The sequence below is a fragment of the Paracidovorax konjaci genome (genome assembly GCF_900112675.1).
Classification (GTDB): Bacteria; Pseudomonadota; Gammaproteobacteria; order Burkholderiales; family Burkholderiaceae_C; genus Paracidovorax; species Paracidovorax konjaci.
The window spans coordinates 368,461-382,390 of the sequence record NZ_FOMQ01000003.1 but is presented as its reverse complement, the minus strand read 5'-3'; the positions used below and the strand labels follow the sequence as shown (position 1 = coordinate 382,390).

Genomic DNA, 13,930 nt, shown 5'->3' with positions numbered 1-13,930 from the left:
GGTGAGAGCGCGAAAAGAAGACCGGGCAGACGGAACTCGGCCGTTCCGGCGCGCAGCATGCTACACAGCCGGCACATACACCCCCGTCTGCCAGGGGGCTTCCACACCGACGGGGCGGCACGGCGACGCGCGGGGCGCCACTGCAGTAACCTCGGCAGGCTATGAGGAGTTTTGCCGAACACCGCCTGCGGGCGATCTCGCGGGTGGCCCTGAGCCACTATGTGGCCAATGGCCTGTCCGTGGCGCTGGGGCTTCTGCTGGTCTCCGCCGCCGTCCATGCGTGGCTGGGGGCCGCGGCAGCAGCGGCGGCTTCGGTGGGCGTGATCGTGTGCGCACCGCCGGACCTGCCAGGCCCGCGGCGTGGCAAGCTGTGGCAGATGCTGCCGGCTCCGCTGCTGGGCATTCCGCTCTTCTTCGCCGTGCAGTGGCTGTACCCGGACCCGGTCCGGCTCGGACTGCTGCTGGTGCCCGGGACGTTCGTCGCCTTCCTCATCATGGCCTGGGGGAAACGGGGTATTCCCGTGGCCGTTGCGGTCATGTTCTCCATGGTGTTCTCGATGGCAGCCGCGCCGCGCGTGCCACCGGGCGGAGATCCGTTGCCGGCCGCGCTGGCGATCACGGCGCATTTCGCGCTCGGTGCCTGGCTGTACGTGGCCTATGCGCTCGCGGCAAACCACCTGTTGAATGCCCGTTACCGCGTCCAATCGGTGGCGGACGCACTGCTCTCGCTCGCAGCGCTCATGCGGGTGCAGGCGCGGCAATTCGACGCGGCTCCGTTGCAGGAGGCCGACACCGTTGCGACGGCGCCAGCATCGCTGCAGGCGGCGGGCGGCGGCGGGCACTCCCGGGCAGGCAGCGCGGACGCGCCGCCGCTGACAGGCCTGTTGCTGCTCCGGCAGGCGGCCCTGGCCGAGCAGCTGCAATCGGCGCGCAACATCGTGCTGGAGGCCCCCACGACGCCGGCCCGCCAGCGCTTGGCGGGCATGCTGCTACTGGTGCTGGAAATGCGCGACCACCTGCTGGCCTGCGAACTGGACGTGGATGCCCTCAAGGTCCATCCGGCGCATGCGCCGGTGCTGCATGCGCTGCGCGGCGTGCTGCAGCAGGTCGCGCAGGCCATGGGACAACTCTCCGATGCCCTGCTGGTCGGCCGGCGGCCGCCCGCGTTCACCGATCTGCGGCCGGTCCTGTCCGGAGTGCGCTGGAGCGATCCCCTGCCGCCCGATACCTTGGCTGGCGGACCCTCGCCCCAGGCCATGGCGCGGAGCCTGGCGGACCGCATCGGCCATATCAATGACGAAGCGCTTCGCATGGTCGCCCTGGCCCGCAACGAAGCAACGCCCGACCTGGCCGTGGTGCGTGCGGGCTGGCAGATGTTCGTGAGTCCCACGGCCTGGTCGCTGGCGCCGCTTGCCACGGTATGGCGCTGGGATGCGCCGCCGCTGCGGCATGCGGTGCGCGCGGCACTGGCCATGGCGGCCGGCTTCGTGGTGGCGCAGGCGCTGCCCTGGGGCACGCATGCGTACTGGATCCTGCTGACCATCGTCGTGGTGTTGCGCGGCAGCCTGGCGCAGACATTGGAGCGGCGCAACAGCCGGGTGGGCGGCACGCTGCTCGGATGCGCGCTGGCCGCCGGGCTGCTCGCGGCCCATCTCTCCGCCTGGCAACTGGTGCTGTGCCTCACGGTGGCCCAGGCCGTGGCCCACGGCTTTGCGGTGCGCCGCTACCTGGTCACGGCCGTCGCCGCGACCGTGCTGGGCCTGGTGCAGTCCCACATGCTGCACGGCGGTGCCAGCCCGGGCGTGGATCTGCTGGAGCGCTTGGCGGACACGCTGATCGGCACGGGGATCGCCTGGGCGTTCTCGTACGTGCTGCCGTCGTGGGAGCGGTCGCAGATCCCGGCGCTGATCGACCGCGCGTTGGCAGCGCAGGCCCGCCATGCGCGCGAGGCGCTTGCGCTGGGGCAGCTCCGGGCGGTGGACAACGCGCCCGAGCTGGCTTGGAGGCTGGCACGCCGCGAGGCCTACGACAGCCTCTCGGCGCTCGTGCAGGCCACGCAGCGGTCGCTGGCCGAGCCGCGCGCGGTCCAGCCGCCCCTCGCCGCGCTAGAGCGCCTGCAGGCACGCTGCTACCAACTGCTGGCGCAACTGACGGCGATCAAGACCTTGCTGCTCCTGCGGCGCGGCCGGCTGGATGCCGAGCGGCTGCAGGTGCCGCTGGCGCACACCGCAGACACCCTGACGCACTTGCTGGAAGGGCCGGCGGATGCCGTTCTGCCGGCCGATCCGCCAGCCGATGCCGCACCGCCCGACGACGCACAGCGCTGGCCCGATCCGCACGATGGCGATCTGGGGCCATGGATGGTGCGCCGCCTGGAACTGGCCATCCAGCACGCCGCAGAAGTGCGTGCCGCCGCGCGTGAAGCCGCCGGGCTGGCAGACCGCTAGCGCGCCGCCGATCGCTCCGGGCCCGCGGGAGCGATTTCGGAGCTGGACAGCATCCCCGTAGATGGCTGCGCTGCGGCGCGGTGCTGGGGCGAGCCGGGCACCGACCGGAACGAGTCGATGCTCTCCAGGGACGACGGTGCCGAGCCGTAGAGGCTGCCGTCGTCCTCGGCTTCTTCGCCGGCTTCCTCTTCCGCGATGGTGGGGAGTGGCCCCGCCGCCGCCCGGGGGGCGGGATCGGCATCCGGGCGCCAGGTGCGCGCGGGCCGGATGTCCTGGCCGGGCTCGCGGCGGGGCACGGGCTCGTACAGGATCCATTGCGCCACCGTGCGCATGGCCTCCGCATTGCGGTTGTTCTGGTGCTTGACGAAGAAGTCGAGGCCGCGCTCCGCCTGCAGCTTGCCTTTTTCTCTCAGCAGCAGCAGGGTGGGTTCCCACATCGATTCCTCCTGCAGCAGCGCGTCGAAGGCGGCGTCCTCGGCTTTCGCTGTCTCGGTGTTGCCCGCCGTGCGGGCCAGCGCGGACAGCGCGCGGTGGACGTCCAGCAGCGGCGCCGCCGGCGCGCGCATGGCCTTGTCGGCGAACATGGCGGCAAAGCCATTGCCGCGCGCGAAGGCGTGGGTCTGCTCCATGAAGTGCGACAGCTGGATGTCCGCCAGCAGGTGCCGCAGCGCAGGGTCCACCTCCGGTCCCAGCTTGCCGGTGCCGTACTGGGCCCAGCCGTCCCATTCGGCACGCACGTGGCGCTCGAAATCCGAGAACTTCGAGTAGTCCGTGGCGCGGTCGCTGCGCACCGGGTCGATCTCGTCGCCGAAGAGGAACAGCGTGCAGAAGTTGGTGGTGGCGTCGGCGCTCAGTTCGCGGGCGTACCCCAGGTCGAGCCCCGCCGCGCTCGCGCTGGCGCGCTGGGAGGTTTTCGTTCCGTGATCGGTCTCGGTATTTTTCAGTGCTTCGGCGAACTGCACGCTCGCGGTGGCGCGGCCTGCCACTTCCACGCGGGCGGTGGCGGTGGCGTCGCGGTAGATGGTGGTCATGTAGCCCGCGACGGTGGTGGCGGTCTGCCCGTTGTCCTGGCGCATCTTCAGTCCCAGGCTGGCGGCCACGCCCGCGCGGCGGCCCCGGTCGGCCACCTCACCGACGCGCAGGCCCACGCTTGCGGAGACGTTGGTTTCGGTGCCGGTGCTGGACCGCTGGGCATCGTCGATCAAACCCGCGCTCAGTTCCGGGTGGTGTGCGAGCAACTCGCGCATCCAGTCCCGCCGCGCCGGGGCGCCGTCGGGGCCGGGCGTGGCCATCTGCAGCAGGTGCTCGTAGGCGTCGATGAATTCGACGTTCAGTTCGGGTTCGCGGCCTTTGCCCAGGCGCGGCAGCCGCAGCTGGATGCCGTTTTCCACGCCGCGTTCGCCGCGCCAGCGCCAGTCGGCGGCCGCGGTCAGGCCCAGCGACGCCTTGTCTCCGCCCAGGTCGATCCCGTAGCCGGTGCTGGCACCTGCGCCGAGCTGGGCCTGCTGGGTTGTCTGCTCGCCGACCTGCAGGTACATCCCGGTGCGGCCCATGTAGAACTCCATGACCGAGTCCACATTGCGCTGCGCGGCCGCGGTGAGCCGTAGGCCCAGGCCCAGGGCCGATGCGGCCACCGCCACCGCGGCAGACAGCGGTCCCGCGTTGACACCGAAGGTCTGCTGGCCGATGAGGCGCAGCCGGTCGCGCCATTCGAGCTGGCCGATCATGTCGCGCGTCAGGTCCAGCAGCGCCTGGCCGTTCGTCACCTGCTGCGGATCGCCGTCCCGCAGCAGCCGGCCGGCGGCCTGCACGGCTTCCTTGAACTGCGTGGTGCGGCGCTGGGCATAGGTGTCCCAGGACACCTGTGTACCGCCCGGCGTGGCGCCCGGGGCCGGCCCGGACGCCTCTTCTGGCGCCACGGTGGGCATCCGTTCTGCCAGCAGGGCCATCGCTTCCGGCACAGTGTGCGGCCGGCTGCGCAGGTGCTTCCAGGCTGCCTGCAGCGCAGGATGTTCTTCGCCCTCCGTCGGCGCGACTCCACGGCCGCGTGCCACGCCGAGGGCATGATCGTGCAGCGCCTGGGCACGCTCGCGGATGCCGGCAATGGCCGGTTCGTCCAGCACCATGGCTGTGCGGTCGGTGCCTTCGGGGGCCCATCGGATGGCCTCCGCAATGGCCTGCCAAGCACGTTCCGCGCCCGACGGAATATGGCCGGCCGGCCGGCCGGCGCGCAGGCCGCCGAGCATCTCGCCCAGGTGTTCTGCCGCCTTTTCGAGGGCTTCGCCGGCGCGGCGCCGCGGCGTGGGCAGCGCGGTGGCTGCCCCGACCTCCAGCGCCTCGGGCAGCGAGCGCAGTGCGTTGGGTTGCCCGCCCATGGGCTTCGGAGCCGTGCCGTGGGCACCCACGTCGTGCAGGGCATCCGCGATCTTCTGCAGGTGGCCGTTGGCGCGGTCGTACGCGCTGCCCGGTGCGTTGCTCTCATAGCCGTTGCGCAGCGCATGGTAGGCCGCCCGTTCATCGACCGTGCAGGCAGCCAGGGCCTTGGCGGGCTCGGCCGCATGTGCCGCCGTGCGCGCCGCGGACTGCGCATGCCCGAGCCAGGTGCGCAACGCGGCATCGCCGGGCGGTGCCGCGCGCAGCAGGCAGTCGGCGCGCAAGGCCAGCCGCGCCGCCGCCAGGCGTTCCGGGGCGGCAGCCAGGCGGTCCGAGGGTCGCAGCAGGTGGACCAGCACCTGCATGCCGCGGGGGATGTGCGCCAATTGGTCCACTGCGCGCTGTGCGGCGGCGGGCAGGTCGGCCTCGGGCGCCGAAGGGCCGGGCCGGCCGGGCGCCGGAATGAGGTCGCTCCAATCCAGGCGGCGCAGTGCCTCCAGGGCCTGCAGGGCTTTACCGGCATTGCCGTCAGCGGCGACGGCGAGGGCCTGGAGCCCCACGGCCAGCGCCCCGGCGGCGCCGATGGACTGGTCGCCGAAGAGGGCAGGGTCCACGGAGTCCACGAAGCCTCTCAGCGCGATACGCAGCGCCGGCATGTCGGCGGTGCCGCTCTCCCTCAGCCCTGGCAGCGAGGCGATCTGTGCATCCACCATGTCGCTGCGGCGTTCGGCCAGCTCCGTGGCAGCGGCCTCGCTGGCCGTGCGGGCCGCATTGCATGCGGTTTCCAGGCCCTCGCGCCGCTGTGCGAGGCCGCCCTGCAGCGACCGCAGTTCGTGGGTATCGCTTTCCGCCTTGAGGAGATCGCGGGCAAGCGCGGCGGCGGTGCGTTCCAGTTGCGCCAGCGACCGATCGATGCTCTTGCGGCGCTGCTGCAGCGACTTCTGCAGTCCGAGCTGTTCGGCCAGCCGGGTCTTCAGCACCTCCCTCTGGTCCTTCAGCTCGTTTCTCCGGTCTCTCTGCATGACATCGCGCAGCGCATGGCCCTCCGGCTCGGCGCCCTGGCGGCTCCGGGTGCGGCCGATGCGGACGTCGCGGTCCGCGATGGCCTGTTGCAACCCTTCGATCTTTTCGGCCACGGGCGACAGCAATGCGTCGATTTCGGGCTGCAGGCGCCTGCGCAACTGGGCCATGGCGCTGGTGTGCTCGCCCCGCTTGCCGGCCTGGCAGGCGTCGTCGTCCCGTTGCTCGATGTGCAGTTGCACCAGGCGCTCCAGGGCCTTGGCTTTGCTCACTGCCACCTCGGCCTGGTGCAGGCGTTCGGCCGCCACGAAGGCCCGCGCCTGGGCGGAGCCCACGCTGCGCCAGGTGCCTTTGTCGCGGGGGTCGTCCTGCCCGATCGGGCGTGCCGTGGCGGAGTCGCTGCCCCGGTAGCGCGTGAGTTCGGCATGGGACACGGGCTTGCCGGCCCGCATGCCGAGCACCGTTCCGGCCTTGCCGAGGAAGCGCCGCAATGCTTTGGCGGACGTGCGGGGCCGTTCCGTGGCGGACGGCTCGGGCGGTGCGTCGGCCGCAGGCGCTTCGGGGGCGGGTTGGGCCAGGTAGCTCCGCACGCGTGCCGCCACGCCGAACTCCGGCGCGAGCGCCTCGCGCTGGGCGCCCGCGGCGTCGATCTGGTGCAGCTTGTGGTGGGCCTGCTTGTGGGGAGAGGGGGTGCCCGCGTGGGCGATGTTCTGGGAGTTTCCGGGAATGAGCCGGGTGAAGGTGCTGGGGCGCAGTGCGAATTTCGACATGGTGTCCGTTGGGTCATCGGTGTCGTGCGCGCTCCCGGCCGGAATGTCCGGGACGAAGGTGGCTGGACGGCCGCTGCTCTGCAAAGCGTACCGTTGGCTGGCCACGACACACCCATGATGGCCATGGGGGTGACTGGGCGGGGCTGGAGATGCGAATCGCCGTGCGGCCGCCCGAAGCAGGGGCTTGGACGGCGGGGCGAGCGCGAGTGTGGCCGGCGTGCTAAGTTCCGGGCCGACACAGATAAACCGGTAATAAGAAAAGACGCACCATGACGAGCCATCTGCAGCAGAAAATCCGCGCGCTGTCCGCGAGCCGGCTGACAGGCATGCGCCGCGGCATCGAGAAAGAGGGCTTGCGCGTGCTGCCCACGGGGGGACTGGCGCTCACGCCGCATCCGCTGGCGCTCGGCTCTGCGCTCACGCATCCGCACATCACCACCGATTACAGCGAGTCGCAGATCGAACTCATCACGGGCGCGCGGCTGTCCGTGCAGGAATGCCTCGAGGAATTGACCGAAGTCCACCAGTTCGTGCTGCGCACCTTGTTCGCTCAGGGTGGCGAGATGCTGTGGGTGTCGAGCATGCCCTGCGGCCTGCCGACCGACGAGACGATCCCGATCGCGCGCTTCGGCGCCTCCAACGTGGGCCGCGCCAAGAGCGTCTACCGCATGGGGCTGGGGCACCGCTACGGGCGCCGCATGCAGACCATTTCCGGCATCCACTACAACTGGTCGATGCCGGGGGTGACGAGCGATGAGTATTTCGCGCTCATCCGCAACTTCCGCAGGCAGGCGTTTTTGCTGCTCTATCTCTTCGGCGCCTCGCCGGCGCTGTGCGATTGTTTCGTGCAGGGGCGCGAGCACGGCCTCCAGCGGCTGGGTGCCGACGCGCTGTACCTGCCGCACGCCACGTCGCTGCGCATGGGCCGCCTGGGCTACCAGAGCGATGCGCAGGCCACGCTGGCCGTGAGCTACAACGGCCTGGAAGGCTACGCCGATTCGCTGCACGAAGCACTCACGCGGCCCTATCCGGCCTACGAGGCGCTGGGCGTGCGCAATCCCGGCGGCGATTACAACCAGCTCGGCACCAGCCTGCTGCAGATCGAGAACGAGTTCTACGGCACCATCCGCCCCAAGCGCACGGTGCGCCCCGGCGAACGCCCCCTGCATGCGCTGCGCGACCGCGGCGTGGAGTATGTGGAGGTGCGGTTGATGGACCTCGACCCGTTCGCGCCCGTGGGCATCGATGCGCCCACCATGCGGCTGCTGGATGTGTTCCTGCTGCATTGCCTGCTGAGCGAAAGCCCGCCGGACACGCCGGCCGAGATCGCCGCCCTGAAGCGCAACCAGCACCTCACGGCCGAGCGCGGACGCGAGCCTGGCCTGTGCCTGGAGCATGGCGGCCAGCAGGTGCCGCTGATCGAATGGGGCGCGCAGATCCTCTCCGAGTGCGCGCCCATCGCCGCTGCGCTCGACGCGGCCGGTGGCACCCAGGCGCATGCCGCGGTGCTGCAGGCGGCCCAGGCCCTGCTGCGGCAGCCGGACACCACGCCCTCCGCGCGCGTGCTCGCCCGCATGGCCGAGGTCCACGACCAGAGCTTCACCCACTTTGCGCTGACACAGTCCGCCGCTGCCCGCGATGCCCTGGCCGGGCTGCCCTGGTCCGGCGCCCAGCAGACTCGCTACGAACGCATGGCCGCAGAGTCCCTGGCCGAGCAGAAGGCCATCGAAGCGGCGGACTCGCTGGATTTCGAAACCTGGCGCGAGCGCTACATGGCCATCGATGCCTTGCCCACGCCCGGCGATGCCCCGGTGGCGCAGACGGTCTGAGACCTAAGACCGGCGAGCCGGCAAGGCGCCTTCTGCGGGGGCCTACAGGCTTTTCAGCAGCTTGGCATAACTCTTGTGGGTGGCCGATTCCGTGAAGTCGTCGGCCACGTAGGCCTGGTATTTCGCGTTGAGCGCATGGCCGCTGGCCAGGTCGCCGAACTTGACCTGATCGAACACGTCTTTTTTCATCGCGCGGAGCATCTCTTCCGACATCCCCCGCTCGCGCAGTGTCCGCAGTGCATCTGCCTGCTCCATGCCCACCAGCCTGGCGGGAGCGGCCTCGGGCGCCTTCGCGGGAGTCAGCAGGAAGTCCAGCACCTGGGATGTCTTGCCCGTGAGCAGCGCCCGTATCTCATGGTCGTTGAAGCTGCTGCGCAGCCGCTGCCAGTTCTGGGACAAGGGGGCCTGGACGGCACTGCCGGGGCGCTCGCCCAGGAAGTCGACGACGCTCTGGAGCTGTGCGTCGGTCATGCGGTCGAGGTCGGTCAGCTGGAATTCCTTCAGCAGCTTGCCTGCGGGCGTGGTGGGCGCCTCGGGTGGCGCGGCCGCCGGCCGGAAGGCGCCAGGGCGCGGCCCGTTCGCCGTGCGCAGCGGAGTGCTCCGGGCCGCACCGGCAAAGGGGCCGCCGGGCGCGGGGCCGCGCCGGTCGGTGGCCCGGGCGCTGGCATTCGCCTGCTGACCCGTGGCCGTGCGCCGCGGTGGGGCGCGTCCCTCTTCCGGGGCTGCGCGGGCGCCGTGCCGGGACATGGGAGGCGGCGCTGCTGGTGGCGGCGCCTTGGAACGCAGGCCGAAGGCATTCCGGATGTGCGAGAAAGCGAGCTTGGGAAGGTGGAACGACATGGGGTGGGGCAGGCAGTGGGCAATGACCTGCACCCATGGTGCGCGCGGCATGCATGGCCGCTGCCGGGCACCCGAACCCGTTGCGGCCTGGCCGAAGCTGGCGGCCGGATCAGCGGCCCGCAGCCCGCGCCGCGCCGCGGATGCCGGCCAGGGTTCCCGTGGGCGTGATGGCCTCCGGATCCAGCAGGCAATGCAGTACGCTGGGCAGGCCGCTCGCGCGGGCGCGCGCCAGCGCGGGTGCGAAGTCTTCCGTGCGTTCCACACGCTCGCCATGCCCGCCGAAGGCCTGGGCGCAGGCCTTGAAATCCGGGTTCTTCAACTGCGTGGCACTCACGCGCCCGGGGTACTCGCGTTCCTGGTGCATGCGGATGGTGCCGTACATGGCGTTGTCCAGCAGCACGACGATGAGCGGCAGGCCGTATTGCACGGCGGTGGCGAATTCCTGCCCGTGCATCAGGAAATCGCCGTCGCCCGAGAAGACCACCACCTCGCGCTGCGGCCACAGCCGCTTGGCGCCCACGCCCGCCGGCAGCCCGTAGCCCATCGAGCCGCTGGTGGGCGCGAGCTGGCTCGCATAGGCGGTGAACGGCCAGAAGCGGTGCACCCAGGTGGCGAAGTTGCCCGCGCCGTTGCAGAAGATGGCATCGGCGGGCAGCACCGCGCGCAGGTGCTGCATCACCTCGCCCATCTGCAGCGGGCCGGGAATGCGGATGGGCGCCGGGTCGCTCCATGCGAGGTACTCGGCATGGGCCTCGGCGGCCTGGCCTGCCCCGTGCGCCGCCGTGGCGGGCCGCACGCCGGCCAGCGCGGCGGCGAAGGCCTGCGGCGTGGCGTGGATCGCCTGCGTGGGGCGGTAGAGGCGGCCCAGCTCGTCCGCGTCGGCATGCACATGCACGAGCGGCTGCGCGGGCACGGGGATGTCCAGCAGCCCATACCCCTGCGAGGGAATTTCCGACAGCCGTCCGCCCACCAGCAGGACGAGATCGCTCGCGCGGATGCGGGCCACGATCTTCGGATTCACGCCCAGCCCCAGGTCGCCGCCATAGCTGCCATGGCTGGCTGAAAACAACATCTGCCGGCGGAACGAGCAATAGACCGGCAGCGACCACGCCTCGGCGAAGGCTGCGAAGTCGCGCACCGCGGCTTCGGACCATCGGCTGCCGCCCAGGATGGCCACCGGCCGCTCGGCGGCGGCGAGCCGCCCGGCCAGCTCCCGCAGCGCGTCGGCGCCGGGGTGCGTTTCGGCCACGGCGTAGGGCAGGGCGTCGGCCACCTGCACCGCATCGGTCAGCATGTCTTCGGGCAGTGCCACGACCACGGACCCCGGACGGCCGGAGGTGGCGGCATGGAAAGCGCGGGAGACCAGCTCCGGCAGGCGCTTCGCATCGTCCACCTGCACCACCCATTTGCACAGCGTGCCGAAGACGGCCGGGTAGTCCAGCTCCTGGAAGGCCTCGCGCCCGAGCGCGCCGCGTGCCACCTGCCCCACGAACACGATGAGCGGCGTCGAATCCTGGTGTGCGATGTGGATGCCCGCCGCGGCGTTGGTGGCGCCTGGCCCGCGCGTGACGAAGCAGATGCCGGGCTGCCCGGTGAGCTTGCCCTGTGCCTCGGCCATCATCGCCGCGCCGCCCTCCTGGCGGCAGACGGTGACGGCGATGTCGGCATCGTGCAGCGCGTCCAGCACGGCCAGATAGCTTTCGCCGGGCACGCAGAAGAGCTGGCGCACGCCGTGCAGGATGAGCTGGTCGACCAGCACCTGGCCGCCCGTGCGGGAGGCGGGGGAAGGGTGCGCCGGAGCGGGGCTGGCGGCGGTGAGGGCGGAGGGATGGGACGGCAGGGAAGTCATGGAGCGTGCGGATGTTGCGCCGCGGCAGCGTCAGCGGCAGCAATGGAGCGATGGTCGTGGTGGTGCACCCGCCACTATCGCCCAGCGCGCTGCCGCTGCATAGAGGGCCGTGTTCCTGTGCGCGACAGGTGCGGCGCCGGGCCGGCGCGGGTCGCCCGTATCATCGCGCGATGTTGACCACCGCACAGATCCTCTCCTTCCTCCTGGCCGCCATCCTGATCACTGCGACGCCGGGGCCGGACAACCTCATGGTGCTGGGAATGGGCATGTCGCGTGGCCGGTCGCAGGGCATCGCTTTCGGGCTCGGCTGCGCACTGGGGTGCCTCAGCCACACGGTGCTGGCGGTGGTGGGGGTGAGCGCGATGATCGCGGCCTCGCCGGTGGCCTTCACGGCGCTCAAGTGGCTGGGCGGCGCCTACCTCGTGTGGCTCGGGATCCAGGCACTGCGCCACGCGGGAAGCGGGCGCCTGGAGTCGCAAGGCCTGCCGGGCCAGCCGCTGCGGACGCTGTTCGCCAAGGGCATGGTGGCGAATGCCGTCAATCCCAAGGTGGTGCTGTTCTTTCTCTCGTTCCTGCCGCAGTTCGTGGTTCCGTCGCAGGGCGCCGTGGGGCTGCAGCTCGGCGTGCTGGGGCTGCTGTTCACGCTGCAGGCAGCCGTGCTGTTCGGGCTGCTGGGTTGTTTCGCGGGGACCATCGGCGGCTGGCTGAACCGCCGGCCAAGAGCGGGCCTGTGGCTGGACCGCATCGCCGGCACGGTGTTCATCGGGCTCGGCCTGCGGATGGTGGCCGCGCGCTGAAGCGCCGGCGCGCAGGCACGGCGCGCGCAGTGACCCCGCTCAGGCGCGGGGCAGGGCGATGGTGACCGCAGTGCCCTGGCCCGGGCTGCTTTCCAGGCGGACCTGCCCGCCATTCGATTCCACGAGCGATTTCACGATGCCCAGGCCCAGCCCCAGGCCGTCGTTGCGGGCCTTGGCGGCTTCGCTCTGCCAGCCGGGCTCGAACGCACGGGCGATTTCTTCCGGGCCCATCCCGACGCCGTTGTCGGTCACGGTCAGTTCGACCGTCGGATGCGCCTCGGTGCCGCTGCAGGCCCCGGTCAGTCGCACGGTGCTGCCCGCGGGCGAGTATTTCAATGAATTGCCGATAAGGTTGCCCAGCACGCGCACGAGCTGGCCGTAGTCCACGCGCACCACGGCCTCGGGCAGCGGGCCGACGACCAGCGCGGTACGGCATTTCTCGGCGATGGGCGCCATCATGTGCACCGCATCGGCAGCCAGCGACGCGACCGCGATGGCCTGCACGGTGGATGCGGAGTCGTCGGGCTTGAGCAGGCCATCGACCATCGTGGCCATGATGCCGACGGCCGAGAGCATGCGCTGGATGATGGCCTCGTTCGGGCCCTCGCTGCCGCGCTTCAGGCGCGAGGCGCTCAGTTGCAGCACCTGCAGCGGCGTGCGCAGGTCGTGCGCGACGACGGCGAGCACCCGTTCGCGTGACAGCGCCTGGGCGCGGGCCATGGCGGCCGCCTGCTGTGCGGCGACCAGGGCAGCGCGCAGGTCCAGTTCGCGCGCGGCGGAGACGGCAAGCTGCCGGATCGTCTCCAGCTCGTCGGCCGTCCACGCCCGCGGAACGGTGTCGATGACGCAGAAACTGCCGATGTTCTGCCCCTCCAGCTTGAGTGGCACCCCCACGTAGGCACGCACTCCCAGGCTCTGTACCGTGGGCACGGCCTTCCACTGCGGATCGGCATGGGTGTCGGCGATGGTCAGGGCTTCGTCGCGGTCCAGCGTGAAATGGCAGAAGGTGGGGCCGCCCATCTGCCGGGCTTCCGCCAGCGGCTCGGGAAAGCCGGACTGGCTTTTGTAGAAGTCGCGCTGCTCGTCCACGATGGAGATGAAGCACGCGGCGGCGCCCAGCAGGCGGGCTGCCGTGGCGGTCAGGCTGTCGAAGCCGGGCTCCGCCGGCGAGTCCAGCAGCCCGGAGGCCCGCACGGCCCGCAGGCGTTGCAGGGAGGACTGGGCCTGTGCTGCCCTGCTCTGCGCCTGCAGGGGAGCGGAGACGGTTTCTGCCTGCTCGGTCGAGCGGTGGTTGAGGGCTTGCATGCGCGGAGGATAAGGGGCGGCAGTGAGCCACTCTGCAGGACAGGGGATATTTCTGTCGAGCTGGGAGGTTCGGTGGGGCCTGGACGCCGTTCAGCGGCCCGGTGCCGGCCCGGGGCCTGCCAGCGCCTGGTCGGCGTCTTCGCACCACCAGGTGGCGGCGGCATAGAAGCCCTCCCACACGCAGCCGTTGCAGCCGCGCCCGCAGCAGGTGGTGGGCGCTTGCGGCGGCTTGCGCAGGGCGATGCCGCGGGACTGCGCCGCGGCCTGCAGCAGGGCGAAGACCTGCGCTGCCTGCGCGGCGGTGCGCAGGGGCGCCCGCGGCACCGCCGCCGCGGTCACCGCGGAGCGCCCGGCCGGCGCTGCCAGCCCCAGCGCCCGATGAAGGCCAGGCCCAGCACGAGCGCGAACCACCCCACCACGGACGCCTGCGCCATCAGGTCCCGCACGCCCAGCGAGCGCGCATAGTGGGGCGCGAGCAGGATCACCGCGCCGATCAGCGCACAGGTCACGCCCTTGAACAGCAGCTCGGAGGCCCGCTTGCGTTCGGCGGCGGACAGTGGCGGGGGCGATGGCGGCGGGGATGGAGGGCGGGTCATGGCGGCGTGGGTGGCGAGAAGGCGAGGGCGGCTGGCGGCGGGCTCGGCGGCGGGGCGCGCCGGAAGCCGATTATCCTTGCGCCCTCGCGGCCGGCGGCTGCGGT

The 13,930-nt window shown here is 71.4% G+C and carries 9 protein-coding genes; 3 read left to right on the top strand and 6 right to left on the bottom strand.

Features of this window, described 5'->3' with window-relative positions; genetic code table 11:
* Window positions 1-161 precede the first annotated feature (161 nt).
* Window positions 162-2,447, top strand: coding sequence for an FUSC family protein (locus BM144_RS06190; protein ID WP_092950412.1), 2,286 nt, complete (start codon window positions 162-164; stop codon window positions 2,445-2,447).
* Here the strand turns inward: BM144_RS06190 and xopZ are convergent.
* Window positions 2,444-6,610 carry a XopZ family type III secretion system effector gene (gene xopZ / locus BM144_RS06185; protein ID WP_092950502.1) on the bottom strand — a complete coding sequence of 1,389 codons (4,167 nt, stop codon included), beginning with the start codon at window positions 6,608-6,610 and terminating at the stop codon, window positions 2,444-2,446. The two genes, BM144_RS06190 and xopZ, sit on opposite strands and share 4 nt — an antisense overlap.
* A 269-nt stretch (window positions 6,611-6,879) precedes the next feature.
* Here xopZ and gshA point away from each other — a divergent pair, with 269 nt between their 5' ends.
* The gene (gene gshA / locus BM144_RS06180) at window positions 6,880-8,439 is read left to right on the top strand and encodes a glutamate--cysteine ligase (RefSeq protein ID WP_092950411.1); all 1,560 of its coding nucleotides are present in this window, start codon (window positions 6,880-6,882) and stop codon (window positions 8,437-8,439) included.
* Between the two features lie 42 nt (window positions 8,440-8,481).
* Here the strand turns inward: gshA and BM144_RS06175 are convergent, their stop codons facing one another.
* Together BM144_RS06175 and BM144_RS06170 are read right to left on the bottom strand one after the other, a co-directional pair.
* A complete protein-coding gene (locus tag BM144_RS06175) occupies window positions 8,482-9,279 on the bottom strand; it encodes a hypothetical protein (RefSeq protein ID WP_092950410.1) in 798 nt (265 codons plus the stop codon).
* Window positions 9,280-9,388: 109 nt separating this feature from the next.
* Window positions 9,389-11,128, bottom strand: coding sequence for a thiamine pyrophosphate-binding protein (locus tag BM144_RS06170; RefSeq protein WP_092950409.1), 1,740 nt, complete (start codon window positions 11,126-11,128; stop codon window positions 9,389-9,391).
* A gap of 170 nt (window positions 11,129-11,298) precedes the next feature.
* Here BM144_RS06170 and BM144_RS06165 point away from each other — a divergent pair, with 170 nt between their 5' ends.
* On the top strand, window positions 11,299-11,925 hold the full coding sequence (locus tag BM144_RS06165; protein WP_092950408.1) for a LysE family translocator: 627 nt from the start codon (window positions 11,299-11,301) through the stop codon (window positions 11,923-11,925).
* Window positions 11,926-11,964: 39 nt separating this feature from the next.
* On the opposite strand, the gene BM144_RS06160 is transcribed toward BM144_RS06165, so the two are convergent.
* The 3 genes from BM144_RS06160 to BM144_RS06150 form a co-directional block, all read right to left on the bottom strand.
* A complete protein-coding gene (locus BM144_RS06160) occupies window positions 11,965-13,230 on the bottom strand; it encodes a GAF domain-containing sensor histidine kinase (protein WP_092950407.1) in 1,266 nt (421 codons plus the stop codon).
* Between the two features lie 90 nt (window positions 13,231-13,320).
* Complete coding sequence (locus tag BM144_RS06155; RefSeq protein ID WP_092950501.1) at window positions 13,321-13,539, bottom strand: oxidoreductase-like domain-containing protein; 219 nt, start codon at window positions 13,537-13,539, stop codon at window positions 13,321-13,323.
* Window positions 13,540-13,565: 26 nt separating this feature from the next.
* A complete protein-coding gene (locus tag BM144_RS06150; RefSeq protein ID WP_092950406.1) occupies window positions 13,566-13,826 on the bottom strand; it encodes a hypothetical protein in 261 nt (86 codons plus the stop codon).
* Window positions 13,827-13,930: the final 104 nt, after the last annotated feature.